We start from the raw sequence: 25,717 nt of genomic DNA on the forward strand, positions 1-25,717 counted from the left end.
ACAACAAAAAACGTACCCCAGAAGGAGTACGTCTCACCCTTATTGTTCGAGCAACCATGTCGCGAGCACGTCGGCTTCTTCGGCAGACGCGAGACCGCCCGGCATTGTATTTTTACCGTTGACGATGATGTTCGCGATTTCTTCAGCAGACAAACGTTCTCCGACCCCAGTCAACGCCGGACCGACGCCGCCTTCAAGATTTCCGCCGTGGCAACCTGTGCAGCCTTTAGCAGCGTACAAGTCTTCCGGGTTCATCTCGGTGACGGCTGGACCTTCAGCGGCTTGTTGCGCTTGGTTTACGCCAAAATACGATAATGAGACCATAGCGATGATTGCGACGATCGCAATCGCTGCAAACGGTAACAATGGATTACGCATTGTATTTCCCCCTCATGTTCTTTCCAAATTTCTACCCATCACTATTTTACTCAAAAAACAATAAAGAAGGAAGGAAAATCACTCATTTTCCTTCCTTTCTTCTAAAACTTCACATTTTATTCAAAAACACGATTAATCGAGGAAGTCTTTCAAGCGTTTCGAGCGACTTGGGTGACGGAGCTTCCGTAACGCCTTCGCTTCGATTTGACGGATCCGCTCACGCGTGACCCCGAACACTTTACCGACTTCTTCGAGCGTGCGCGTCCGACCGTCATCAAGGCCGAAGCGGAGACGGAGTACGTTCTCTTCACGGTCTGTCAACGTATCGAGCACGTCTTCGAGTTGTTCTTTGAGCAGCTCGTAGGCTGCTGCGTCCTGAGGAGCCATCGCATCTTGATCTTCAATGAAGTCACCGAGGTGCGAATCGTCCTCTTCACCGATCGGTGTTTCAAGCGACACCGGTTCTTGCGCGATTTTTAAAATCTCACGAACTTTCTCAGGCGTCAATTCCATTTCCTTGGCAATCTCTTCAGGAGCAGGCTCGCGTCCGAGGTCTTGCAATAATTGGCGTTGAACACGGATCAATTTGTTGATCGTTTCGACCATATGGACCGGAATCCGGATCGTCCGGGCTTGGTCGGCGATGGCACGTGTGATTGCTTGACGAATCCACCACGTCGCGTACGTCGAGAACTTGAACCCTTTCATGTAGTCGAACTTCTCGACTGCCTTGATCAGACCCATGTTCCCTTCTTGAATCAAGTCAAGGAACAACATACCGCGACCGACATAACGTTTCGCAATCGAGACGACAAGACGAAGGTTGGCTTCAGCGAGACGTTTTTTCGCCTCGTCATCGCCTTGCTCGATTCGCTTCGCGAGTTCGGTCTCGTCTTTGGCACTCAACAGATCGACACGGCCGATCTCTTTCAAGTACATCCGGACCGGGTCGTTGATTTTAATTCCTGGCGGGACAGCCAGATCATTCAAGTCGACCTCTTCGTCTTCTTTTTTCGTAGGAGTCTCCTCGGCATCGGCCGCATCTTCTGTGACACGGATGTCTTTGCCTTCTAAATCTTCAATGAAGTTATCGATAAAATCTGAATCGACCTCAAAATGGCTGAGGCGATCCTGGATCGCTTGCATCGATACGACACCTTTCTTTTTCCCCAACTTTTCAAGTTCGTCTATGGCGTTAAATAAATCCTCTTTTTTCTTCTCTGCCATCTAGCAGTTCAACTCCTTCCAAACTTCCTTCACGTTCATCGTTCACGTAAGCGGCGACTCCGGGTAATCAATTCTTGTAGCTTCGATGCCTGGTCTACTATACTTTCGGCATCCTGCCCGATTTCCCTTTTTGCTCGCTCGATTTGACGCTGTTCCTCATAACTGTTTATCACCTTAATGTATTCATCTAAAACCTCTTCAGTCAGATCATCAGGTGCAGACATGAGGCGAATCTCTGCATAGCGGTTGGCATAGTCAGGACGTTGGTCGCAGTGACGCTCCATAAAAGGCGGCATGACCTGCTCAAACTCCTCAAGCGTCATGTCTTCTGAAACGATCTCATAAAACGCCGTCGCCAACATGCGATGAATCTCGTCTTGATATGCTAGACCGAGTCGGTCGCGGACGAAGCGAACCCGTTCCGGCCCACTGAGCATCGCCCGTAACAATAATTTTTCAGCCTTCACAAAACGTGGTTCATTCGCCTTACTCGATCGTTTACGGATTGGTTCTGGTTCACGAACCGCTGGTGATGCCTGCACTTGGCTCGACACCGGTCGCGGCATTCGATTCGCTAGCGTTTCGACAGGAATGTCAAACTCATTCGCCAATTTTTTTAAATATAGATCGCGGCGAATCGAGTTGTCCGTCTTGCTGATTTCCCCAAGCATAGCTTCAATAAACCGGATCCGTTCTCCTTCTCGATTCATATTTTTCCCGCGCCGAAGCGTCCGGTTCATGAAATCGAGGACGGATAAGCGTTCCGATTCGACAAAACGTTGCCATTGCTCCCGACCGTTCGTCCGAATATAATCATCCGGGTCCGTCTTCTCCGGCAACATGAGCACTTGGACGTCGAGCGGATACGCCTCGAGCATGCGAACGACTTTTAGCGTCGCTTCTTGTCCGGCATGGTCTCCGTCGTAACAAATCACGACTTCATCGACCATCCGTGACAACGCCCGGGCATGCTGCGATGAAAATGCCGTCCCGAGTGAAGCGACGACCTCGGCCGTCCCGGCTTGGGCGACTTGGAGGACATCGACGTTCCCTTCGACGAGGAGCACCCGTTTTTGTTTCCGCATCGATGCACGTGCTTGTGAAAATCCAAATAACAGCTCACTCTTGTTAAAGAGTGGTGTCTCCGCCGTATTTACATACTTGGGCTGTCTGTCGTCAATCGCACGGCCGCTAAATCCGACGATCGTGCCGTCTCGATCCGCAATCGGAAAGACGACTCTTCCTTCGAACCGGTCAAAATATTCACCGGATCTAGATTTAGAAATAAGTCCTGCCTCGACCATGACTTCAAGGTCGAACCCTCTGCGCTCGAGCGAATCGACGGTGAAGCGGCGTTGATCAGGGGCGTATCCGATTTTGTACTGACCGATCGTCGCCTCAGCCAAACCGCGTTCACGTAAATACGTCAAGCCGACTTCTCCGGCCTCGGTTTTCATCAATACCTCGTGATACAGGTCGGCGATGATCCGATGAGCATCACGCATTTGTTTGCGAACGACTTGATCGCGTGTCAGCTCTTCGTCACCGGCCACCCCTTCTACAGCTATGTTTGCCCGTGTCGCTAAGCGCTCAATCGTTTCCGGGAAGGACAACCCTTCCGTTTCCATGACGAACGTAAAGACGTTCCCGCCAGCACCGCAACCGAAACAATGATACATGCCTTTTTCAGGCGATACGGAAAAAGAAGGACTATTTTCCGAGTGGAACGGACAAAGTCCGACAAGACGGTGGCCTTGTTTTTTCAATTCAACGCGTTCACTGATCAAGTCCACGATATCCGTGGCTTGTTTCACTTCCGCAATGACTTCATCCGGTATACGTGGCAACTCCACCACTCCCTATCCAATCTCGCAACGAAACGGAACGCTCACCACGTTCCGTTTCACTATCGTGTCAATACTCTATTATACCGTTAACACGCGTCGATTACTAATGCGAGCGCTCAGTCATCTTTTGACAGTTCAAGCTGACGTAAGATGATTCCTGCCGTCTCTTCGACCGCCTTATTCGTCACATCGATGACCTCGCAACCGATTCGTTCGTATATCCCTCGCGCGTACTCGAGTTCCCGATTGATTCGCTCGAGTTGAGCGTAATCCGCTTCCGGTTTTAGACCGAGCGATTTCAAACGCTCCATTCGAATCGAGATCAACTTATCCGGCGAAATGATCAAGCCGACACACTTATCCGGTGACAGCTCAAACAGTTCTTCCGGCGGACGCGACTCCGGCACGAGCGGGACGTTGGCGACTTTATAACGTTTTAGCGCCAAATATTGTGACAGCGGCGTCTTCGACGTGCGAGACACACCGACGAGGACGATATCGGCCTTTTTCAAGCCACGCGGATCGCGTCCGTCGTCATACTTGACGGCAAACTCCATCGCCTCGATTTTACGGAAGTAATCCTCATCCAGACGATAAATCAGACCCGGTTTCTCACGCGGGCTCTCCCCGAGTTTTCCCGAGAGCACGTCTAGGAGGTCGCCGAGCAGGTCAATCGTTTTGACGTCATACGTTTTACCGAGCGACACGAGCAGTGAGCGATGTTCTTCATTAACGAGCGTGAAGGCGATCACCGCTCCTTGGACTCTAGCTTGCGTGACGACATCATGAATCGTCTGTTCGTCTTCGACGAAAGGAATCCGGAGTGTCTCGATCGCATTCTCATGGAACTGGATGCTTGCCGCCCGGACGACGAGCTCACACGTTTCTCCGACAGAGTCACTCACGACAAATACAAGTTGTTTGTTTGTCAAACCAATTTCCTCCTCAGAACGATTCATCGTTGGCAAGTGCAATCAACACCTTGGTCATGTTCGTCTTTGTCATTCGACCGAGCACGATGAGCGAACCATCCTTCTCTTCGACGACAGGCATGGCGTCAATCTGTTTCTCAATCAACTTCATCCCGGCCCGAATAAGCGTCTCACCTTTTTCACAAACGGTAATATTCGGCATCCGCGTCATTATGACGTTGACTGGCAATTGGTCGAGGTCCTGATTGCCGATGGCCGCCCGCAGTAAATCTTTGCGAGACAACACCCCGACAAGCTCATTGTCTTTTCCGACGACGAACAACGACCCAACATCTTCTAAGAACAACGTGACGACCGCATCATACACGGTCATTTCATTGCTGACGACTTTCGCGGACGACATGAAATCACCAACGGTCAGCGAATCGAGTTTTTCGCGGAGCAGTGATGAATTTCGTTTGCCGACGAACGTGTAGCCGACGCGTGGTCTTGCTTCTAATATTCCAGTCATCGTCAAAATAGCAAGATCAGGGCGGAGCGTGGCACGGGTGAGCGATAACTCTTGAGCAATCTGCTCTCCCGTGATCGGTCCGTTCACTCTCACAATCTCAACAATCTTCTGTTGGCGTTCATTCAGCTGCATAGCCAACCCCCTCTAGTTTGATCAGAGTACGAGCGCGCTGAAGTCAGCAACACGCTCGATCGTCGTAGCAAGTCGCTTCATCTCACTGAGACGATTATGGCGAATCGTTTCTACGTCGCTCATGACCATCGTATTTTCAAAATAAGCACTTATCGGTTGTTCAAGCGCTCGAAGTGATGTGATGGCACGCGTGTAGTCGCCCACTTCGACCGCTTCATGTGTCTCAGGCAATGTTGATTCGACCGCGGCGTGAAGGGCTTTCTCTTCAGCGTTCTCAAACAAGGCCGGATCCACTAGTCCTGGTTCGCCTTTTTTAGCGATATTGACGACGCGCGTCAACTGCTCGATCAACTGTTTCGCCTCGTCTGACAGCATATTTTGAACCGCCTCCGCGCGAGCGTCGAGCTGTTCGACAGGCAGACCAGTCGTGAGAACGGCATCAATCACATCGTATCGTACTTGTCTCTCTTGCAGACGATACTTCAAGCGGAGCATAAAGAAGTCGTTAAGTTGCGCCTTGACTTGTTCTTTATCGGCATCGTAAAGTCCTGCTTCCACCTGAGATTCGACAACTTGTGAAAGTAATTTGTCGACTGGTAGATCGACGTGCCAATCTCCAAGAATTTGAACGACTCCTTGCGCTTGGCGGCGAAGAGCGAACGGATCTTGTGAACCGCTTGGAATCATGCCGACCCCGAAGAACGCAGCAATCGAATCGAGTTTATCCGCGAGTGCGAGCGCGGCCCCCGTCGGTGTGGCCGGTGATGCGTCTCCGGCGAAGCGTGGCATATAGTGCTCACGGATCGCGGCCGCAACTTCTTTGTCCTCACCTTGTTGGAGTGCATACTTTTCTCCCATCACGCCTTGAAGCTCGGTAAATTCGTAAACCATCTGGCTAACGAGGTCGAATTTATGAATCTTTCCAGCGCGTTCGACTTTTTGAGCATCGGCACTGAACAGTGGAGCGAGCGTGAGCGCGAGTTGTTGGACGCGACGAACTTTCGCGCCTGTCGTTCCAAGCTTCTCATGGAAGACGATGCGGTCGAGACGGTCGAGCTGGTCGTCAATCTTCGTCTTTTTATCTTCCTCATAGAAGAAGACGGCATCGGCGAGTCGTGCCCGGATGACTTTCTCGTTCCCTTTGGCAACGTTTTGCAGATGGTCTGCGTTACCATTACGAACCGTCACAAAATAGTGTTGAAGCGTGTCACCGACATAGACCGGGAAATAGCGCTGATGCTCTTTCATCGTCGTGATCAACACTTCTTCCGGAAGGTCGAGGTAGCTCGCATCAAACTCACCGAACAGGGCTGTCGGCCACTCGACGAGGTTCGTCACTTCTTCAAGCAGCGATGCGTCAAGTGGCACCGTCCATCCTTGCTCGTTCGCCAATTGTTCGATTTGACGCTCGATGCGTTCTCGACGGTCGTCGTACGATGCGACGACAAACTCTTGTTCGAGCGTGGCCGCATAGCGGTCAGGTGATGAGATCGTCACGTCGCCTTTACTTAAGAAGCGATGTCCGCGTGTCACATTACCTGTTTTGACGCCCTCGATCTCGAAATCGATCTGTTCTGTCCCAAACATGGCGACTAACCAGCGGATCGGACGCATGTAACGGAGGCTGCTCGTACCCCATTTCATATTTTTCGGGAACGTCATGCCGCGGACGACGTCTTCAAGGCCGCCAAGTAATGAAGCCGTCGACTGACCTGACTCGTGACGATCTGCGAAGACGTATTCGACCCCTTTTTCTTCCGCGAAGTAAAGGTCGTCGACTGACAGTCCGCGTCCACGCGCAAATCCTGCTGCCGCTTTCGACCAGTTTCCGTCTGCATCTTGCGCAATCTTTTTAGCCGGTCCCCGGAGCGTCTCCGTCAAATCTTGTTGACTCTCCTCGACGTCACGGACGAGTACAGCGAGACGACGTGGTGTCGAATAGACCGTGACAGCTCCGAAGTTGACGCGAGCGTCCGACAAGAACGCCGCCACGCGCTCTCCTAACTGTTTCTCCGAGCGGAGCACGTATTGGGCTGGTAGTTCTTCAAGTCCGATTTCTAGTAAAAGGTCACGCATCCAAGGCACCTGCTTTCTCTTGATTAAGGAGTGGGAAGCCGAGGCGTTCCCGTTCTTCGATAAATTTGGCCGCACATGCCCGCGACATGTTGCGGACACGTTGGATGAAACCGGTCCGTTCCGTCACCGAGATCGCGCCTTTCGCATCGAGAAGGTTGAACGTGTGCGAGCATTTTAAGATGTAATCGTACGCCGGGAAGACGAGGTTTTCCTCGAGCGCCCGCTTCGCCTCTTTCTCATACGTATCGAACAACGTGAACAACATATCGACGTCTGACAGCTCGAACGTGTACTTCGAGTGTTCAAACTCCGGCTGATAGAAAATATCGCCATACTTGAAACCGTCTGTCCAGACGAGGTCGAACACGCTCTCGACTTCTTGAATATATGACGCGAGACGTTCGAGGCCGTACGTGATCTCGACGGCGATTGGGTCGCACTCGATCCCGCCGACTTGTTGGAAGTATGTGAACTGGGTGATTTCCATCCCGTTCAACCATACTTCCCAACCGAGTCCGGCCGCACCGAACGTCGGGTTTTCCCAGTTGTCCTCGACGAAACGAATATCATGTTCGAGCGGGTTGATGCCGATCAGCTCCAAACTCTCCAAATAGAGTTCTTGAATGTTGTTTGGGGACGGCTTCATGATGACTTGGAATTGGTGATGTTGATACAGACGGTTCGGGTTTTCCCCATATCGACCGTCAGCCGGACGGCGTGATGGCTCCGTATAACAAACGTTCCACGGCTCTGGTCCGAGACTCCGTAAAAACGTCATCGGGTTCATCGTCCCGGCCCCTTTTTCTACGTCATACGCTTGCATCGTCAGGCAGTTTTTCGACGCCCAAAAATTTTGCAACGTGAGAATGATTTCTTGCACCGTTTTGTGCTTCATATGTGACACCTCCAAAAGTATTGAAACGACAAAAAACGCCCCTATGTGCCATGCACATAGGGACGGGATTACCCGCGGTTCCACCCTACTTGCCTCGGTATCGAGGCCACTCTTTGGATTGGGGCGCTCCGGAATCGCCATTCGCTCTCTTCATGGCGTTCGGCTCTCACCTTCCCGAACTCGCTTTACCCATGATTTAAGAACTACTCATTTTCCTTCACAGCGCACGCTATTTCATTTGTCTAATCGTAGATTATGGTATCGAACCTTGCATGAATTGTCAATCATCGTTCAAGTAAAGTCGCTGCATCTGATCGAGGACTCGTTTCGTCTTGAGGTTCAATCCGCTGTAAGAGTCCATATAGGCGTCAAACAGTTGCCGTAACAGGAGACGTGTCTCCTTCGTCAACGGGACGTTACTAAACTCTGACAGCTCATGCCGGCTCAACAAGTAAAGTAACTTCGCCAGCCGCTCGCTCATCTGAATCGACCCTGCCTCTTGATGACGCGAACAGAGAAACCCGCCCGACGTCACGGAAAAGAACATCGGGTCGGTCACATCGTTACACCGGACACAACCGGTCAAGACCGGGGCGACACCGAGCAGATACATAATTCTGAGCTCGAAATGATGGGTGATGATCTCTGGGTCCATTCCGGCGTTCAGCGCTTGGAGCGCGTCATTCAAAATTCGGTACAACGGCCGGTTCGGGACTCGATCTTCGACAGTTTTATCGACGAGTTCGAGCAAGTACACGGCATACGCCATCCGCTCGACATCTTTTCGCACTTCCGGGTATGACGTGATCACGTCAGACGACTTGAGTTGACCGAGACCGCGGCTCGACGGGAAGATATAGACGGCTTCGACGAACGGTTGGCTCGATGCGTGCAACCGACTCCCTGGCTTTTTCGCACCACGTGCCATGACGGCGACTTTCCCGAGCTCTTCTGTGAAGATTGTCACGACTTTGTTGGATTCACCATAATTGACGGTCCGAATGACGATGCCCGTGACTTTTTGTAACATGGCTCAATACTCGTCGTCGCGGAAACCGAGGTCACGGAGTTGGCCCATCTTATTGCGCCAATCTTTTTGGACTTTCACCCAAAGGTTCAAATACACTTTCGTACCGAGCAAGAGCTCGATGTCATGACGCGCTTCCGTCCCGACCTGACGGAGCATCGCACCTTTCTTGCCGATGACGATTCCTTTTTGCGAGTCACGCTCGACCATGATGACGGCTTCGACGTCGACCATGTCCGAGTTGTCTCGTTTCTTGATCGATTCGATGTTGACCGCGATCGAATGCGGGATCTCATCGCGCGTGTTATGGAGCACTTTCTCGCGAATCAGTTCCGAGATGATGAAGCGCTCCGGGTGATCCGTCACTTGATCGGCCGGATAGTACATCGGCCCTTCAGGCAGCAGCTTCTTGATCTCACCGATGAGCGGTTCGACGTTATTGCCTTGCAAGGCTGAAATCGGAACGTACGCCGCGAAATCAAGTTGATTCGTATACTGTTCGATGACAGCGGGGATCTCGTCCGGGTGAATCAAATCGATTTTGTTCATCACAAGGATGATTGGGGTGTCGAGTCCTTTCAACTTCTCGATGATGAACTCGTCACCGGCACCGCGCGGCTCTGTGACGTTGACCATGAACAAAATCGCGTCGACTTCACGCAACGCGTTCGTCGCCACTTTCATCATGAAGTCGCCGAGACGGTGCTTCGGTTTATGGATCCCTGGCGTGTCGATGAAGATGATTTGCGTGTCGTCTGTCGTATAGACACCTTGGACCTTGTTACGTGTCGTCTGGGGCTTGTCTGACATGATGGCGATCTTTTGACCGATGACCCGGTTCAAGAACGTCGATTTCCCGACGTTCGGACGTCCGATAATTGAAACAAAACCTGATTTAAAACCTTCTTGATACATAGTGCACCTGCTTTCTAAATTTCCAATACATTGATTATAAAGCGAATAAATACGGCCCGAAAATGACGAGCGCTGTTACGGCTGCTCCGCCCGAAGCGACGAGAACCGATCCCGCCGCTACGTCTTTCGCTTGTTTGGCGAGCGGCTCGATGTCTTTCGTCACGAGATCGACCGTCCGTTCGACGGCCGTGTTCATCAATTCGAGAGCGATGACAAGCACGACCCACCCGAACAAGATGAGGTTTTCAAGCGTTGTCGTCGGGAGCCACCAACAGAACAATCCGACGAGCAAGCTTGCAATGAGGTGAATCAGCATGTTCCGTTCGGTTCGCACTGCGTGCACGATTCCGTGCACCGCAAACCAGAACGGATTCACACCTCGCCTCGCTTCAACTCAAAATGAGCGAGCACTTGCTCCTGACGCGCCGTCATTTCGGCTTCTTCTTCTGGCGTCATATGGTCGTATCCGAGCAAATGGAGAAAGCCATGGATCGCCAAGAAACCGAGTTCGCGTTCGAACGAATGACCGTAGTCCGCCGCTTGCTCGCGGCATCGCTCCACCGAGATGACGATGTCGCCCAATAGACGGGGTTCATCCTCATCGAGCATGAAGTCCATCTCTTCTTCTCCCATCTCGTCAAAAGCAAAGCTGATGACGTCCGTCGGCGCGTCTTTACCGCGCCATTCCTGGTTGATCACTTGAATCTCATCATTCGTTAAAAATGTGACTGACAGTTCACTCGGTTCTTCGACTTGTTCAGCCAAGGCCGCGTGAACTAAAATCGATTCGACTAACTCGAGCTGAGACTCGGTCAACAACCCTTGTTCATCGTTCGAGATGATTTGCATGTAATTCGCCTTCTTTCTTTAGTTCTGGGTATTCGATCCGTTCATGGAACAAGCCGGTCAACGTCTCGCATGCACTCTCGCCGACACGCCACACTTCCTTCGTCGTCAAGTCACACTCTTCGAACTGGCCGTCTTGAAGCTTGTCGCGAATGATCGAGCTGACGAGCTGGCGTATCCGTTCTGGTGTCGGCTGTTTTTGTGACCGGACCGCTGCTTCGATCGAATCGACGATCATGACGACCGCCGCCTCACGCGACTGCGGTTTCGGTCCCGGGTAACGGAAACGTGACTCCGACACGTCTCGTGACTCTTTCGCTTTCACATAAAAGAACTTGAGCAGCGACGTCCCGTGATGTTGCTCGGCGATGTCGATAATCTCTTTCGGCAGTTTATAGCGCCGCAACAAATCAGAGCCGTCGTAAGGATGCGCCATAATGATGTCGGCCGACTCTTCCGGTGTGAGCCGGTCGTGCGGGTTCACGCCGCTTTGTTGGTTCTCGATAAAGTGGAGCGGTCGTTCCGTCTTGCCGAGGTCGTGATAATAACTCGCGACCCGGGCGAGCAGACCATCGGCCCCGATCGCCTCACACGCCGACTCGGCGAGATTGGCGACCATCATGCTATGGTGATACGTTCCCGGTGCCTCCATCAACAGTTTTCGCAGCAGCGGATGCGTTGGGCTCATCAATTCGACTAGGCGTCCGGACGACAATACGCCGAACCAAGGCTCTAGAAACGGCAAGAAGCCGAATGTGAGAACGATCGACAGCAAGGCGCTCGTGATCGCGAAACCGGATAAATAGGCGACCATTTCCCACGTCACTTGCGTGTTCCGCAAGAACAGGAGCGCGAGCACCATAATGATGTTGATGATTCCGAGCAAGACGCCTGAAAGGAACAAGCGTTTCCGTTGAATCTTCGGTTCGACCAAAAAGACAGCCAAGAAACTCCCGGTCGCAAAGTAAACGACCGTCATAAAGCTCGTATTTTGGCCAAAGCTCGCAACAATTGAACCAGCGATCATCGTGATGAGCGCCGAAGCCAACGCGACCCGTTCATCGACTAAGATACGGAGCAATAAGACGACGAACGCCGTCGGGGCGATGACGTACGCATATGTCGTGAACTCGATCCCGATATAACCGACGCCGAAGAAAATACCTAGTTGCAGCAATAGTAGGCCATAGACAGTAATCAAAATTTTAGGTCGGAGCAATAGTTCTTGAATTTTTGAACGAATCAGCATGAATAAAAATCCGACCGTCAAGAGTCCGCTGAGCAAATAGGCACCGAACAAAGGCGCGAACGAACGGTTCGGGTCAATCGCACCGGTCAATTCGAGCTTCCGATAGATTTCACGGGTCACGACTTCCCCTTGGTTGACGAGGAGCTGCCCTTCTTGAATGATGACCGGTTCAACGGCGTCGATCGCCTCTTGTTCTTTCTGACGAGTCGCTTCCGAATCGAAAACATAGTTCGGGACGATCAGTTGGTCACTCAAACTCGTCGCGACCGCTCGGAATTCTAACGACAACGGTGATTGGTCGATGACCGTCGACGCCCGGTCTCTCGCCTCGGCAATCGACTCGGAACTCGTTTCGATCCGATTGGCCATGACTTCTTGAAGCGCCGTCACGGCGACGTCTTCAACGGTACGACGCGTGTTCACGGTCGCCTCTAGGAGTGAGTTCAACTCATCGTCTTCGAGGAGGCCGTTCACTTCTGTAGAGTTCAATCGATTTTTGATGTCAGACAGTTCAGTGTCCTCATCCGTGTCTTCGAACGCCGCAAACAATTGCTCGATTTTGGCAATCTGTTGATCGGCGAATTCACGGCGTAATGAGAACTGACTCCCGACTGCGTTCGTCGCGTCTTGTCTGAGACGGTCCGACGCGACCCTGTCCTCGACCGTGATCGGGGAGCGGATATCCTGTGCGGCGATGCCAAGCGGCTCTACGCTGATGATTGATGGGCGCACCGTAAAGTAAAGGATCGCGCCAAGGATGAGAAAAAAGAGGACGGAGATTGTGGCGACCGTCCAATGACGTGCTTGCTGCATCAGTGCCCCCCCTTTCGTCATGTAATATCTGTACTGTAGGCGTTGATGATTTTTTTGACGAGTGGATGCCGCACGACGTCTGAGGCGCTAAAGTGCTCGAAGTGAATCCCGTCGACCCCTTCGAGGAGATGGAGCGCTTCTTGAAGCCCCGACGCTTTCCCTCTCGGTAAATCGACTTGCGTCAAATCACCGGTGATGACCATCTTCGACCCGAATCCGAGCCGTGTCAAAAACATTTTCATCTGTTCTTTCGTCGTATTCTGCGCCTCATCCAAAATGACGAACGCATCTTCAAGCGTCCGTCCGCGCATGTAAGCGAGCGGGGCGACTTCGATCGTACCTCGCTCGAGCAGACGGTTCGTGTGTTCGACACCATAGACGTCAAACAAGGCGTCATAGAGCGGTCGTAAGTAAGGGTCGACTTTTTCTTTTAAGTCACCAGGCAAGAAACCGAGGTTCTCACCCGCCTCGACGGCAGGACGCGTCAAAATGATCCGTTTCACTTGGCCTTCTTTCAGCGCCAGCGCAGCCAGGACGACCGCCAAATACGTCTTCCCGGTCCCGGCCGGCCCGATCCCGAATACGAGGTCGCGTTTCTCGATGGCCCGGACGTAACGGCTCTGTCCGACCGTCTTCGCCCGGATCGGTTTCCCCTTGTTCGTCGTGAAAACGACGCGGCCATAATGTTCGAGCAGTTCTTCCCCTTTGCCGATCTTAATATGTTGGATGACACTGATCGCATCGCCCTCGTTCAACCGTGCACCTTGTTTAACGAGTTGTTGCAACGTTCTGATCACACTTTTCGTCAATTCGAGCGTCTCCACGCTATCGGCTTGGATGATCAGCTCTTCGCCACGAGGCGTAAGCGCGACGGCAAGCTCGGCCTCGATCGCATGGAACACCTCGTCTTTCGGTCCGAGGAGTGCCTGCGCTTCGCTCGCATGTTCCATGACGAACGGTATCTTATCTGTCGTAATCAATGGACGTTTCTCCCCCTCATCTATAGATTGTTCCTTCTTTACTTTAGCACTATCATGCCGTTCGTGAAAGAAAGACCGTTATCTCAAGCCACAAAAAAAGCAGTGACATCGAGTCACTGCTAAAAAATTACCGACGGCGGCGTTTCGAGACCGGCGGCTGAAGAATCTCACTCCAGACGATGGCTTGACGCGCTTCCTTCATCGAAATGCGCGTTTGCGCTTTCTGTCGTGAATCGGTCGCTTCCGATATCGGAGGGATTTTGACTGCCTGTTCGAACGCAGCGCTCACTTTCGGGAGCGGCTCACGTGACTTTGGTGCGTGTCGATTTGGGTCAAACTCGTGCCGGTCTGAATTTTCGACCGGAATCGCGACACGACGACGAACTTTTTGCGGTACTTTGCTCTGCCGCTCATCTCGCGGATCGTTCAGTTGCCCATCGACTTCTTTCATCATGTCACCGACCGTATCAAGATACCGCTTCAAATCCGTGCTCGGCGGCTTTTCTCCGGTAGATGACGATTTCTCGAGTCGCTTCATGACCGCAGAAGCGATCCCGAAGGCGGCTAATAGTAAGATCCATAATCCATCCATATCGATTACTCTCTATCAGATTCGACTGGATGACCGATCGCATTACGCATTTGCGTATCCGCTTGGACGTTCAAGTAGTTGACGTAATCCATGACCCCAAGCTTGCCGTTACGGAGCGCATCTGCCATCGCGAGCGGTACTTCCGCCTCGGCCGCGACGACTTTGGCGCGCATTTCTTCGACCGACGACTTCATCTCTTGCTCGCGGGCGATCGCCATTGCGCGACGTTCCTCGGCTTTCGCCTGCGCAATTTTCTTATCTGCCTCGGCTTGGTCGGTTTGAAGCACCGCGCCGATGTTTTTACCGATATCAATGTCGGCGATGTCGATCGACAAGATTTCAAACGCCGTCCCTGAATCGAGACCTTTCGTCAATACGGTACGTGAAATCATATCCGGGTTCTCAAGCACGTGCTTATGATTATGTTGCGAACCGATCGTCGAAACGACCCCTTCACCGACACGGGCGATGATCGTTTCTTCACCGGCACCCCCGACGAGGCGGTCGATGTTGGCACGAACCGTGATCCGGGCTTTCGCTTTCACTTCAATCCCATCCATCGCCACACCCGCGATGAACGGTGTCTCGATGACTTTCGGGTTAACCGACATCTGAACGGCTTCTAACACGTTCCGGCCGGCAAGGTCGATAGCAGCGGCACGTTCGAACGATAACTCAATATCGGCACGGTGCGCCGCGATCAAAGCGTTGACGACACGATCGACGTTACCACCGGCTAAAAAGTGACTCTCGAGCTGGTTCGTGTTCAAACCGATACCCGCTTTGACGGCTTTGATGAGTGGGTTGATAATTTTAGACGGGACGACACGACGAAGTCGCATCCCGATCAATGTGAAGATGGAGACGTGGACGCCTGAAGCAAACGAGCTAATCCACAGGCCGACCGGTACAAACGTGAAGAACACGGCGAGCGCGATCAATCCCCCACCTGTGATGAGTAACGTGCTTAATAGTTCTGGTGTCATTCTGTTACATCCTCCTTCGGTTCTACAAAGCGTCGGACGACAACGCGTCCTGAGTCGACTTTATACACCTCAATTTTTGTTTGTTCATCGAGATAGCTACCTTCTGCCACGACGTCGATTCGTTCGCCTTCAATCTCAGCAGTACCTGCTGGACGAAGCGGCGTCAATGTGACACCGACTTTCCCAAGCAACCGTTTCCGGTCGTCATGAGACAAATACCCCTTATCAGTCGACGTCGAATCAGTCAAAATCAAGCCTTTATACATGAGTGAGCGATTCGACTGCAGTCGACGGTACGCCCAAAACCCGAGTCCCGCAACAAGCGCCGTCGCTAAACCAAGTGACAGCCAAAGCTGCCCGATCGTGGCACCTGCCATAATCAAACTCGCCACGACGGCGCCTATCCCGAGGACCCCGAACAATCCAAAACCGGCAACGAACACTTCAATTCCAAGAAGGACAATCCCGACGAAAAACACCGTCAGAATCACTCCGAGACCAAATGTCATCGTATTGCTACCCCCTTCCAAATCCAAAGCTACCTCTTATCTCTAGTGTATACGAAACAAGATTGAATGTGGTTTCATAATACGCAAAAAAAGGCAGAAACTTTTGGATTTCTCCAAAGTTCCCTGCCTTTTATCATTAATTCGTCAATTGTTGTTTGACAATTCGGTTCACAAGACCACCGTCAGCCTTGCCTTTAACTTGTGGCATGACGACGCCCATCACCTTACCCATATCGGACGGACCCGCAGCGTTCGTCTCGGCAATTGCCGCCTCGACGATTGCTGTGACTTCATCTTCAGAGAGTTGCTTAGGCATGTAGACCTCTAGTACGACAATTTCATCAGCTACTTTAGAAGCAAGGTCTTCACGACCAGCGCTTTCGAATTCTCGGAGGGAGTCTCTGCGCTGTTTCATCTCTCGGTTGAGCACCGTGAGCTCCTCTTCCTCAGTAAGATCTTGTCGACCAAGTTTGATGGCCTCGTTCTGGAGCGACGCTTTGACCATCCGGATCGTCGTGAGACGATCTTTCTGTTTAGCGCGCATGGCTTGCTTCATGTCGTCCGTCAAGCGTTCTTGCAGACTCATGAGCCAACACCCTCTCTACAAAAGAAACTTCAATCAGAATTTCTTGTTCTTGCGAGCAGCTTCTGATTTCAATTTACGTTTTACGCTTGGCTTTTCGTAGTGACGACGTTTGCGAACTTCGGCAAGAGTGCCATCTTTCGCAACACCGCGTTTGAAACGACGAAGAGCGTCTTCAAGCGATTCGTTTTTACGGACACGAGTTTCCACTAGTTTTCCCTCCCTCCGAATTACACGACTAAGGAAACGTGTTTCACACGTCATACCACATTATAGTGAAATTAAGTCGTGTGGTCAACTACTACTTCAATTAATAATCGCTGTCCGAACGCCCGCCTGTGACGATGGCAATTCCTGCAGAAGCGCCAATGCGCGTTGCACCCGCATCGATCATCGCTTGTGCGCCTGCGAAATCACGGACGCCGCCCGATGCTTTGACGCCAAGATCCGGTCCGACCGTCTCACGCATGAGTCGGATGTCTTCGACGGTAGCGCCGCCAGTTGAGAATCCAGTCGACGTTTTCACGAAGTCTGCACCCGCTTTGACTGACAGCTCAGCCGCTTTTTTGATTTCTTCTTTAGTAAGCAAGCACGTTTCAAAGATGACTTTGACGAGCGTCCCGTTCGCTGCTTCGACGACGGCACGGATGTCGCGTTCGACGAGATCGAAATCGCCGTCTTTCATCGCGCTGATGTTGATGACCATGTCGACTTCGTCTGCGCCGTTAGCAATCGCATCTTTCGTTTCGAACGCTTTCACTTCAGGTGTGTTCGCACCGAGCGGGAATCCGATGACCGTACAAACTTTGACGTCCTCATCTAATTTAAGTTGCTCGGCAGCGTAAGCGACCCATGTCGGGTTGACACAAACGCTCGCGAATTTGTACTCAAGTGCCTCTGCACATAGTTTTGTGACTTGATCTTTCGTTGTTTCTGCCTTCAAGGCCGTGTGGTCGATATAACGTGCTAATTCCATAATAAATTCCTCCTCTGACATATAGGTCTGACATCTAACATATTATCATGTTTTTGAGAAATGTAACAGCTTTCACTTCATGCAAGTTGACGGCGTTTTCGCGTTTGGACCCAGCTGTTCCAACTGAAGAAAAAGATGGCGATCCAGATGCACGTGAACGCGAAGATATGATACGTCGTGAACGGTTCGTCGTACAAGATGACACCGATCGCCAGACTGAGCGTCGGGGCGATGAACTGTAAAAAACCGACGAGCGTGAACGGGATATGTTGCGCCCCGTAACCGAACAACAGGAGCGGCAACGCCGTCATGACGCCCGTGCCTAAGAGCGCGGCCCAAACAATCGGTTCGCCCGTCATCGTGAGCCCGCCGCGCGACGTTTCGAAAGCGAGGAAGATGACCGCGACCGGAACGACCGCGAGCGTCTCGATGCCTAGACTGACCGTCGACGCAAGCGGCCGCCGTTTTTTGACCATCCCGTAAAACCCGAACGTACTCGCCAATATGAAAGCGATCCACGGAAACGACCCATAACCGAACGTCAAGACGAGCACCCCGATCGTCGCGACACCGACCGCGAGCCATTGGACTCGATTTAATGATTCCCGAAAAACGAGGACACCTAACACCATGCTGACGAGCGGATTGATATAATATCCGAGCGATGCCTCGATGATATAGCCGTGATTGACCGCCCATATGTAGACAAACCAGTTCGCACTGACGATAAAGCCGTTCAACATAAAGGCGTTCCGCGTCGCCCGATGTCTGAGCGCATAATTGAATTCAGTCCACTGTTTCGTCCATTTCAAGACGAGTAAAATGAATAGAAACGACCAGACGATACGGTGGGCGAGGATTTGACTGCTCGGTATTTCCTGTAGAAATTTCCAATAGATCGGCAGGATGCCCCACATGACGTACGCACCGATTGTGGGCATGACTCCTTTATTCAATCCGTTCACCCGCTCTCTTCATCAATTATCGTCAGTTTAGTCGATGCGTTTCGGACATTCAAGCGATTTTTTCTAGCACCCTACACGACAAAAGAGGCGCGCTCTGAGAGCGCACCTCGTGTCACACGTTCATTCAGCTCGTGATTGTCGTCAAGGCCGCAAGTGCTTGCTCCAAGTCTTCAATCAAATCGTTCACGTCTTCAAGTCCGACAGAGATACGGACGAGCCCGTCCGTGATGCCGAGTTCTGCCCGACGTTCGGCCGGAATCGAGGCATGTGTCATCCGTGCCGGCACGCTGATCAAGCTCTCGACCGCACCGAGACTTTCAGCGAGCGTGAAGTAGTTCGTTTTCGCAACGACTGTCTCTGCCGCTTCGGCCGATCCGACGTCAAAAGCGATCATCCCGCCAAACCCACGGGCTTGCGACAGATGGACTTGTTTCGCCGTCTCGCTGGCAATGCTCGGGTGCAACACCCGGCTGATCGCCTCGTGAGACGTCAAGAACTCGACGAGTGCGAGCGCGTTCGTCTCGATCTCTTCCATCCGAACGGCGAGTGTCTTGATGCCGCGCACGACGAGGAAGCTGTCTTGCGGCCCGAGCACGGCTCCGACCGAGTTTTGCAGGAACGCCAAGCGTTCCCCAAGTTCTTCGGTCCGGGCGACGACAAGACCGGCGACGACGTCACTGTGTCCACCTAAATATTTCGTGGCGCTATGCAAGACGTAGTCCGCACCGAACTCAATCGGATTTTGGAAATATGGTGTCATGAACGTGTTGTCAACGACGAACAAGACGTCGGCCTCGGTCGCAATGTCACGCACACTGCGCATGTCCGTGACGTTCAAGAGCGGATTCGTCGGCGTTTCGACGTAAATCATTTTCGTGTTCGGTTGAACGGCTTCGCGGACTGCCGCCGCGTCAGACGTATCGACAAAAGATGCTTCCAAGCCAAGTGATTGAAATACTCGATTGAATACACGGTACGTTCCCCCATATACGTCAGAACCGACGATGACGTGGTCCCCTGATTTCATTAACATGAGAATCGTCGAGATGGCCGCCATCCCTGAAGCGAACGCAAAACCACGCGCCCCGCCTTCGATGTCGGCGATCAGCGTCTCAAGCGCCGTCCGCGTCGGATTGGCCGTCCGCGAATACTCATACCCGTCCCGCAAATTGCCGATTCCATCTTGTTTATAAGTACTCGTTTGGTAGATGGCCGGTGTCACGGCACCGGTCAATGGATCTGTTGTCTTACCGCCGTGAATGAGTGCTGTTTTTGTACGCATGGTCTGCCTCCTTGACTATTCCTTGACTTAAATAACGTTCGACACTGTCTGGTAAAATCGTGACGATGACACCTTCGGTCATCCGATTTGCTTCTTGCACACAGGCGGCGATGGCCGCGCCTGATGAACTTCCGACGAGCAGTCCTTCTTGCTTCGCCAAATGAGCGACGTAGTAAAACGCGTCATCGTCAGAGATCGTATAGATCCCGTCGACAAGTTCGCGATCTAAAAACGGAGGCCACTTCTCGACACCGATTCCTTCTGTTTTATGGGGACCTGGTTGCCCGCCATTCAAGATGGACCCTTCAGGCTCGACAACGACGTTGCGTGTGCCGTGTTTTTTTAAAACCGCGGCGACCCCGGTGAACGTGCCACCCGAGCCCGCGCCGGCGATGAAGACATCGATGTTCGGCACGTCGCGGAGCAACTCTTGCGCGAGTGAGTCCACGTACGTACCAGGATTATCGGGGTTTGAAAACTGTTCAGGTAAGTAGGCGTTATGTTCAACCGCCAACTCTTTGGCCCGCTCGATCGCACCATGCATCCCGAGTTCCGTCGGCGTGTTGATGACAGTCGCGCCGAGCAATGACATGAGCGCTTGCTTTTCTTGACTAAACTTTTCAGGCGTGACCGTCATCAAGTTCACCCCATATCGCTGACAGGCGAGGGCGAGTCCGATACCAGTATTTCCGGCCGTCGGCTCAACGACCGTACCGCCTCGTTCAAGTTGGCCGCGTTCAAGCGCTTGTTCAATCAAATGAAGCCCGAGCCGGTCTTTCACACTCCCGCCTGGATTCATCATCTCGAGCTTGCCGTATATTTTAACGCCTTTGGGGACAGGCAACGTCCGTAACTCAAGCAGCGGCGTGTCCCCAATCAGTTCATAGACGTTATTGACGAGCATATTACGCTTCGTCCTTAAAGATGATGTGCCACTCGTCACGTTTCGCGAGCATATCAGCCGCTAGTTTTTTAGCGCCCTCGAAGTCGTGGTGGTTGGCACTTCCGCATTGGATCGGGTTTTGCGCCGGCAACTCTTCAGCAGCGACCGCATCACGCAACGTCGCTTCGACGAGGCTGAGCATCGCTTCGTAGTCTCCATCGTTCAACATCGTCCAGTAAAAACCAGTCTGGCAACCCATCGGCGAGACGTCGACGATTTGCTCCGAGTGACTGCGGCTATTTTCAGCGATCAAGTGTTCGAGCGAGTGGACGGCCCGCATCGGCATGAGTCCCTCGTTCGGTTGGATGAAGCGAATGTCGTATTTATAGATCGTATCGGCCGTCCCTTTTTTCACACCCGCTAAACGGACGTAAGGAGCTTGTACTTTTGTATGGTCCAAATTAAAACTTTCGACTTTGTAACTTTTCATGGTTGAGTTCCTCCAGATTGTTTCGTGGCCACGACGAGCCAGACGAATTTATTTTTTTGTGTCAGCGAGACCGTATAGCCGTTCGCTTCGAGCATTGCTTGGATTGTTTGCGTGTAAGGATAAAACTCACGGTTCAAGTCTTCGATTAAATCGTCGTAACCGTTCACGCTCGCCCAGTCGAGAATGTCTCGCTTCGCCTTTTGCGAGGCGAACATCGTGTCGAGTAAGACGAATCGCGGTGAATCGAGCTGCTCGACGTAACCTTGAATCGCTGTCCGTTTCTCTTCATCCGTCAGATGGTGAAACGCGTACGACGACACGATCGTATCTATCTGCTCTGTCGTCGGGTAGTTTAAAAAGTCACCGTCGATAATATCAATCTCAAGTTTCTCGGCGGCGACTGCCCTCATCTCCGGTGACGGTTCGACCGCAACCAGCTCGTGACGTTCTAAAATCTTCATACTTAAGTTTCCGGTCCCGACTCCGAACTCCATGACCTTCCCTTCGAGATGATCCACGACTTCGCTCAACATCTCCTCATAACCTGCGAACACTTCTTTATATTGCTCGTCATGTCCGGCCACGGTCGTGTCGTATTGCGTTGCCCATTCCTTAAAAATGTCCATGAACTGTAATCCCATTGCTCCACCCCATCACTTTATTCCGACTATGTCGATAAGTTTTATATGTTTTATCTATTCAGACCATATCAACTTTTAAAAAAAATCTCAAGTGAATTGTTTCGATTGCTCGACTCTATCTCATCTCATTCAATCAAATAATTAAAATCTGAGTGGAACCGATGAGAATAGGACCAATATGGTTCACGGAATATAGGTCAAAGGTAATTGTCAGAATTTTTAAATTTGTTCAAATTTATTACCCTTATTTTTAAAAAAACTAGGGAGTTTTACGTTAGTCTTCGTTATCATTCTCTTTAATCGTTACTTTTTTACATTTTTAAACAATCGAGGAGGAAATTTTGTCATGTCACGACTGAAACTTTATACGAACGTCTCCCTTGCCGCCTGTTTGGCACTTACCCCCGGGCTCATCGGTCTCAGTGCCGCTCCGGTGTCTGCTGAATCGCCTGCTAAACCAAAGATGGTCACGGAGAAGAAACAGAAAAAAGTCCGTGTCGTCGTCGAACTCGTCGGGGAACCGGCAATTGTGAAAGCAGAACAGAAAGGAAAAAAATTTAACGAGCTGTCTAAATCTGAGCAAGACGGGGCGCAACGACTCGTCAAGTCCGAGCAAGCCAAAGCTAAATCCGCAATCAAAGACGAAGGCGTCAGCGCCACACCAATTGAAGAGTTCACAACCGTTTACAACGGCTTCAGTACATTTTTGTCTCCGGCAGACATTCGTACAGTCGAAGCCCTCCCAGAGGTCGCTAGCGTCCATATTGTCAACGAGTATGATCGACCTGAAGTAAAACCAGATATGGTCACAAGTAATGATATGGTCCAGTCCCAACAGACATGGGGCGATTATGGATATACCGGTGAAGGGACGATCGTTGCCGTCATTGATAGCGGAATCGACGCGACACATCGTGACTTCAAATTAAGTGAACAAGACAAGGCAGAGTTGTCTAAGAGCGAAGTCGACACAGTCGTTCAAACTTTCGGCCTTCCTGGTGCATACATAAATGATAAAGTCCCATACGCATATAACTACTTTGATGAAAACTCAGACATCCGAGACGACTCACCCGGGGCCTCGATGCACGGCATGCACGTATCCGGCACGGTCGCGGCCAACGGTGACGAGACGACTGGCGGTCTAAAAGGAGTCGCCCCTGAAGCGCAAGTTCTCGGTATGAAAGTATTCAGCAACGACCCGAACTATGCGTCTACTTATGGCGACATTTATATTAAAGCAATTGACGACGCCATCAAGCTCGGCGCGGATGTCATCAATATGAGTTTGGGCTCCACTGCAGGCTTTGTCGATGCAGAATCACCTGAACAACAAGCAGTCCAACGCGCGGTCGACAACGGTATTTTCATGTCAATCTCTGCAGGAAACTCGGCTTATTTCGGGAGCGGGTTTGACTTACCGCATGCTTCGAATCCTGATACAGGTGTTGTCGGTGCGCCAAGTGTCAGTCCGGCTTCGACTTCTGTCGCTTCACTTGAAAACGACCAAATCCAATTGGACGCTTTCACACTGGGCGCAGGCGATGACGCCAAAAAAATCGGCTGGAAAAAACAAGACGGTCCCGCTTTCAAGCAAGGAGAATTTGAGATTGTGTCTGTAGGAGACGGTCAACCTGCGAACTATGAGGGCAAAGATGTGAAAGGAAAACTCGTTTTCGCGGTCCGCGATGGAGGATACTTCTATTCGAACATTCAAAAGACAGCCGAAGCAAATGGTGCCGCAGGCGTCATCGTCCGTGGCGCTGTCGGTCATGGGGATTACGTCAGTATGGCGCTTGATAATCCGTCCCTCCCGATGGCTTCGCTTAGCATTAAAGATGGCAATGATTTAAAAGAGCGGTTAGACGCTGCCACTTCGCTGTCTGTCCATTTCAAAGGTGACCGGATCAGCGTCGCCAATCGTTCAGCCGGCGCCTTATCTGCTTTCACGTCTTGGGGTGTGACACCAAACTTAGACTTCAAACCTGAACTGTCGGCCCCGGGCGGACAAATCTTCTCGACGCTCAACGACGACCAGTACGGATTGATGAGCGGGACATCGATGGCCGCCCCGCACGTCGCCGGTGGCGCGGCGCTAGTTTTGCAACGTGTCGATCAAGAGTTTAATCTGAGCGGAAAACAACGGGTGACGATGGCCAAAAACCTGTTGTTGAATACGTCTAAATCGATCACCGACATCGGACCTTACAACTTACAACTCAAACAGTCGCTTCCTTACTCGCCTCGCCGCGGCGGAGCCGGGCTCATGCAACTTCATGCGGCAGTGTCCTCGCCGGCCGTCGCCTATGAGAAGGATTCAAAAGAAGCAAAAGTCGCCTTGAAAGAACTCGATCGAAGCAAGGCCACATTTAAAATCGTCGTCGAGAATCTGTCTACTAAGCCCGTATCCTACAATGTGGCCTCATCATTGCAAACAGACTTAGCGGTCGAAAACGCGGACGGAGTCGTACAAAATGCGATGGAAGCACAAGCTCTGCAAGAGGCCATATTGACGATCAATGGGAAAAAGACAAACAAAGTTAATTTGAAGGCAAAACAGAAAATTGAATTGACCATCAAACTTGACGTCTCAAAAGCAAAAGTACTCGATCCTCAAACGTTAGAGGGGCTCGTGGCAGCGAACAGCGTCTTCACAAACGGGTACTTCGTCGATGGCTTCATTCGCTTGACTGATAGCACGAGCCAAGAGGGCAACCCTGCGCTCGTCGTTCCTTTCGTAGGATTTGAAGGCGATTGGGGACAAGCACCGATTTTTGACGAAACGATTTATGTAGACGGATCTTTCTACGACGTGGCAGGACTGGTCGATCAGACCGGTAACTATCTTGGTCTGAACTTAGATGAATCGATTGATGCGGACGCTGTCGCCTTCTCACCGGATGCGGACGGCTCAAAAGATGTCGTTGCACCTGTCTTCTCGCTATTACGCAACGCCAAAGACATCAAGTTCCGAATTGTGAATGAAAACGGTGACGTCGTCCGCACACTCCGTCTTGATGAGGAACTGCGCAAGAACTTCTTTGATGGCGGGAGCGATAACCCGTACTACTACTCTGCAGATTATGCATGGGATGGAAACATTAATGGACAACCTGCCCCTGCCGGCAAATACTTCTATGAAATCGAGGCTGGTATCGACTATGCGAAAAAACAAGCGCAAGCGCTACGAATTCCGGTCAAAGTCGATTATACGGACCCGGCGTTCAACTCACGCTGGAATGAGGATCAATTAACGGTCCAGGCGACCGACGACTTCTCTGGTATTTATTCGATCGAATACTTCCTCAATGGTAACTCAATGGGTAAACAAGGCGGTCAAGCCGCAACGTTTGCATTGGAGGCGCCGCTGAGCGATACAGATGAAGTGAGTGTTCGTGTGACCGACCAAGCAGGTAACAGCCAAACCCGTATCATCCCGACTACGAATGATGCAAACAAACCAGGTGTGTTCGTTGACGCCCCGCTCGCGCTGACGCCTTACAACACGTCAGTCATTCCGATCAACGGATCGGTTGATGATCAATCGGCGATTCAATCGTTCACTGTCGACAACATCGATGTACCGCTCACATGGAACGCGGAGACGAAGCGATACGTCTTCAACACGACGCGTACGTACACGGACGGCGTCCATAAAGTTCGGTTTGTCGCCGAAGACGCTGCCGGCAATGTTACGAACTTCCAACGGGTCATCTTCGTCGATGCGACGCCTGCCACATTGAGCATCGGGAAACTGCCTAAGAAAATCACTAAAAAGCAAAAGACAGTCTCCTTCGATGTGACCGTGAAAGATAATTTTGACGACCTTAAGTTATTCTTAAATGGTGATCTCCTCCATAGCCAAGCGCTCAAAGAGCCTTATGAGATGAGAGCATCATCAAAAACTGTAAGCGTGACAGTACCTGTCTCATCCGGCCAAAACTCGTTTACGATTGAAGCGGTTGACTTAGCAGGCAACGTC

At 51.6% G+C, this 25,717-nt stretch carries 25 protein-coding genes; 1 reads left to right on the top strand and 24 read right to left on the bottom strand.

Annotation, left to right across the window (positions count from 1 at the left end; translation table 11 throughout):
* Positions 1 to 39: 39 nt before the first annotated feature.
* From cccA to A6395_RS02785, 24 genes are all read right to left on the bottom strand, one after another.
* Positions 40 to 378: a cytochrome c550 gene (gene cccA / locus A6395_RS02670; protein WP_071397770.1), complete on the bottom strand. Its 339-nt coding sequence runs from the start codon at positions 376 to 378 to the stop codon at positions 40 to 42.
* Between the two features lie 132 nt (positions 379 to 510).
* Positions 511 to 1,605 (bottom strand): RNA polymerase sigma factor RpoD, encoded by a 1,095-nt coding sequence (rpoD, locus tag A6395_RS02675; protein ID WP_016508087.1) that lies wholly within the window; start codon positions 1,603 to 1,605, stop codon positions 511 to 513.
* Positions 1,606 to 1,640: 35 nt separating this feature from the next.
* Positions 1,641 to 3,458 (bottom strand): DNA primase, encoded by a 1,818-nt coding sequence (gene dnaG / locus A6395_RS02680; RefSeq protein ID WP_233589561.1) that lies wholly within the window; start codon positions 3,456 to 3,458, stop codon positions 1,641 to 1,643.
* Positions 3,459 to 3,568: 110 nt separating this feature from the next.
* A complete protein-coding gene (locus A6395_RS02685; protein ID WP_071397783.1) occupies positions 3,569 to 4,411 on the bottom strand; it encodes a pyruvate, water dikinase regulatory protein in 843 nt (280 codons plus the stop codon).
* Positions 4,398 to 5,027 carry a transcriptional regulator CcpN gene (gene ccpN / locus A6395_RS02690; protein ID WP_070327000.1) on the bottom strand — a complete coding sequence of 210 codons (630 nt, stop codon included), beginning with the start codon at positions 5,025 to 5,027 and terminating at the stop codon, positions 4,398 to 4,400. The genes A6395_RS02685 and ccpN overlap by 14 nt, the downstream gene beginning before the upstream one ends.
* 21 nt (positions 5,028 to 5,048) lie before the next feature.
* Entirely contained in the window at positions 5,049 to 7,103 is a 2,055-nt protein-coding gene (gene glyS / locus A6395_RS02695) for a glycine--tRNA ligase subunit beta (RefSeq protein ID WP_071397772.1), read from the bottom strand.
* Complete coding sequence (gene glyQ / locus A6395_RS02700; protein WP_016508054.1) at positions 7,096 to 7,998, bottom strand: glycine--tRNA ligase subunit alpha; 903 nt, start codon at positions 7,996 to 7,998, stop codon at positions 7,096 to 7,098. Before glyQ ends, glyS begins: the two co-directional genes overlap by 8 nt.
* A 280-nt stretch (positions 7,999 to 8,278) precedes the next feature.
* Positions 8,279 to 9,028, bottom strand: a complete 750-nt coding sequence (gene recO, locus A6395_RS02705; RefSeq protein ID WP_071397773.1) for a DNA repair protein RecO — start codon at positions 9,026 to 9,028, stop codon at positions 8,279 to 8,281.
* 3 nt (positions 9,029 to 9,031) lie between these two features.
* Positions 9,032 to 9,940 carry a GTPase Era gene (gene era / locus A6395_RS02710; protein ID WP_070326997.1) on the bottom strand — a complete coding sequence of 303 codons (909 nt, stop codon included), beginning with the start codon at positions 9,938 to 9,940 and terminating at the stop codon, positions 9,032 to 9,034.
* A gap of 34 nt (positions 9,941 to 9,974) precedes the next feature.
* Entirely contained in the window at positions 9,975 to 10,316 is a 342-nt protein-coding gene (locus A6395_RS02715) for a diacylglycerol kinase family protein (RefSeq protein ID WP_070326996.1), read from the bottom strand.
* Entirely contained in the window at positions 10,313 to 10,789 is a 477-nt protein-coding gene (ybeY, locus tag A6395_RS02720) for an rRNA maturation RNase YbeY (protein ID WP_070326995.1), read from the bottom strand. Before ybeY ends, A6395_RS02715 begins: the two co-directional genes overlap by 4 nt.
* Positions 10,767 to 12,848, bottom strand: a complete 2,082-nt coding sequence (locus A6395_RS02725) for an HD family phosphohydrolase (RefSeq protein ID WP_233589563.1) — start codon at positions 12,846 to 12,848, stop codon at positions 10,767 to 10,769. The genes ybeY and A6395_RS02725 overlap by 23 nt, the downstream gene beginning before the upstream one ends.
* Positions 12,849 to 12,865: 17 nt before the next feature.
* The gene (locus A6395_RS02730; RefSeq protein WP_370246302.1) at positions 12,866 to 13,828 is read right to left on the bottom strand and encodes a PhoH family protein; all 963 of its coding nucleotides are present in this window, start codon (positions 13,826 to 13,828) and stop codon (positions 12,866 to 12,868) included.
* Positions 13,829 to 13,955: 127 nt separating this feature from the next.
* Entirely contained in the window at positions 13,956 to 14,420 is a 465-nt protein-coding gene (locus tag A6395_RS02735; RefSeq protein ID WP_071397775.1) for a hypothetical protein, read from the bottom strand.
* A 5-nt stretch (positions 14,421 to 14,425) separates the two neighbouring features.
* Positions 14,426 to 15,406 carry a flotillin-like protein FloA gene (floA, locus tag A6395_RS02740; protein ID WP_016508066.1) on the bottom strand — a complete coding sequence of 327 codons (981 nt, stop codon included), beginning with the start codon at positions 15,404 to 15,406 and terminating at the stop codon, positions 14,426 to 14,428.
* Entirely contained in the window at positions 15,403 to 15,915 is a 513-nt protein-coding gene (locus A6395_RS02745; protein WP_070326992.1) for an NfeD family protein, read from the bottom strand. Before A6395_RS02745 ends, floA begins: the two co-directional genes overlap by 4 nt.
* 136 nt (positions 15,916 to 16,051) lie before the next feature.
* Positions 16,052 to 16,501, bottom strand: coding sequence for a GatB/YqeY domain-containing protein (locus A6395_RS02750; RefSeq protein ID WP_016508074.1), 450 nt, complete (start codon positions 16,499 to 16,501; stop codon positions 16,052 to 16,054).
* A gap of 33 nt (positions 16,502 to 16,534) precedes the next feature.
* Complete coding sequence (rpsU, locus tag A6395_RS02755; protein WP_286203271.1) at positions 16,535 to 16,729, bottom strand: 30S ribosomal protein S21; 195 nt, start codon at positions 16,727 to 16,729, stop codon at positions 16,535 to 16,537.
* 79 nt (positions 16,730 to 16,808) lie between these two features.
* On the bottom strand, positions 16,809 to 17,474 hold the full coding sequence (gene deoC, locus A6395_RS02760) for a deoxyribose-phosphate aldolase (RefSeq protein ID WP_070326989.1): 666 nt from the start codon (positions 17,472 to 17,474) through the stop codon (positions 16,809 to 16,811).
* 77 nt (positions 17,475 to 17,551) lie between these two features.
* Entirely contained in the window at positions 17,552 to 18,415 is an 864-nt protein-coding gene (gene rarD / locus A6395_RS02765; RefSeq protein ID WP_071397785.1) for an EamA family transporter RarD, read from the bottom strand.
* A gap of 148 nt (positions 18,416 to 18,563) precedes the next feature.
* Entirely contained in the window at positions 18,564 to 19,721 is a 1,158-nt protein-coding gene (locus A6395_RS02770; RefSeq protein WP_071397776.1) for a bifunctional cystathionine gamma-lyase/homocysteine desulfhydrase, read from the bottom strand.
* Positions 19,687 to 20,625, bottom strand: a complete 939-nt coding sequence (locus A6395_RS02775) for a PLP-dependent cysteine synthase family protein (RefSeq protein WP_071397777.1) — start codon at positions 20,623 to 20,625, stop codon at positions 19,687 to 19,689. Before A6395_RS02775 ends, A6395_RS02770 begins: the two co-directional genes overlap by 35 nt.
* Position 20,626: 1 nt before the next feature.
* On the bottom strand, positions 20,627 to 21,094 hold the full coding sequence (locus A6395_RS02780; protein WP_016508081.1) for an S-ribosylhomocysteine lyase: 468 nt from the start codon (positions 21,092 to 21,094) through the stop codon (positions 20,627 to 20,629).
* Entirely contained in the window at positions 21,091 to 21,735 is a 645-nt protein-coding gene (locus A6395_RS02785; protein ID WP_071397778.1) for a class I SAM-dependent methyltransferase, read from the bottom strand. Before A6395_RS02785 ends, A6395_RS02780 begins: the two co-directional genes overlap by 4 nt.
* Before the next feature lie 346 nt (positions 21,736 to 22,081).
* Here A6395_RS02785 and A6395_RS02790 point away from each other — a divergent pair.
* Positions 22,082 to 25,717, top strand: a 3,636-nt coding sequence (locus tag A6395_RS02790) for a S8 family serine peptidase (protein WP_071397779.1), incomplete at its 3' end; no start/stop codon positions are given.

It is taken from the genome of Exiguobacterium sp. SH31, from assembly GCF_001816105.1.
GTDB classification, from domain to species: Bacteria; Bacillota; Bacilli; order Exiguobacteriales; family Exiguobacteriaceae; genus Exiguobacterium; species Exiguobacterium aurantiacum_A.

Bases quoted from the DNA above. Each gene is read 5' to 3' on its own strand.
- cccA (WP_071397770.1), bottom strand. From the start codon at position 378: ATGCGTAATCCATTGTTACCGTTTGCAGCGATTGCGATCGTCGCAATC.
- rpoD (WP_016508087.1), bottom strand. From the start codon at position 1,605: ATGGCAGAGAAGAAAAAAGAGGATTTATTTAACGCCATAGACGAACTT.
- A6395_RS02685 (WP_071397783.1), bottom strand. From the start codon at position 4,411: ATGAATCGTTCTGAGGAGGAAATTGGTTTGACAAACAAACAACTTGTA.
- ccpN (WP_070327000.1), bottom strand. From the start codon at position 5,027: ATGCAGCTGAATGAACGCCAACAGAAGATTGTTGAGATTGTGAGAGTG.
- glyS (WP_071397772.1), bottom strand. From the start codon at position 7,103: ATGCGTGACCTTTTACTAGAAATCGGACTTGAAGAACTACCAGCCCAA.
- glyQ (WP_016508054.1), bottom strand. From the start codon at position 7,998: ATGAAGCACAAAACGGTGCAAGAAATCATTCTCACGTTGCAAAATTTT.
- recO (WP_071397773.1), bottom strand. From the start codon at position 9,028: ATGTTACAAAAAGTCACGGGCATCGTCATTCGGACCGTCAATTATGGT.
- era (WP_070326997.1), bottom strand. From the start codon at position 9,940: ATGTATCAAGAAGGTTTTAAATCAGGTTTTGTTTCAATTATCGGACGT.
- ybeY (WP_070326995.1), bottom strand. From the start codon at position 10,789: ATGCAAATCATCTCGAACGATGAACAAGGGTTGTTGACCGAGTCTCAG.
- A6395_RS02725 (WP_233589563.1), bottom strand. From the start codon at position 12,848: ATGCAGCAAGCACGTCATTGGACGGTCGCCACAATCTCCGTCCTCTTT.
- A6395_RS02735 (WP_071397775.1), bottom strand. From the start codon at position 14,420: ATGGATGGATTATGGATCTTACTATTAGCCGCCTTCGGGATCGCTTCT.
- floA (WP_016508066.1), bottom strand. From the start codon at position 15,406: ATGACACCAGAACTATTAAGCACGTTACTCATCACAGGTGGGGGATTG.
- A6395_RS02745 (WP_070326992.1), bottom strand. From the start codon at position 15,915: ATGACATTTGGTCTCGGAGTGATTCTGACGGTGTTTTTCGTCGGGATT.
- A6395_RS02750 (WP_016508074.1), bottom strand. From the start codon at position 16,501: ATGAGTCTGCAAGAACGCTTGACGGACGACATGAAGCAAGCCATGCGC.
- deoC (WP_070326989.1), bottom strand. From the start codon at position 17,474: ATGGAATTAGCACGTTATATCGACCACACGGCCTTGAAGGCAGAAACA.
- rarD (WP_071397785.1), bottom strand. From the start codon at position 18,415: ATGCCCACAATCGGTGCGTACGTCATGTGGGGCATCCTGCCGATCTAT.
- A6395_RS02770 (WP_071397776.1), bottom strand. From the start codon at position 19,721: ATGCGTACAAAAACAGCACTCATTCACGGCGGTAAGACAACAGATCCA.
- A6395_RS02775 (WP_071397777.1), bottom strand. From the start codon at position 20,625: ATGCTCGTCAATAACGTCTATGAACTGATTGGGGACACGCCGCTGCTT.
- A6395_RS02780 (WP_016508081.1), bottom strand. From the start codon at position 21,094: ATGAAAAGTTACAAAGTCGAAAGTTTTAATTTGGACCATACAAAAGTA.
- A6395_RS02785 (WP_071397778.1), bottom strand. From the start codon at position 21,735: ATGGGATTACAGTTCATGGACATTTTTAAGGAATGGGCAACGCAATAC.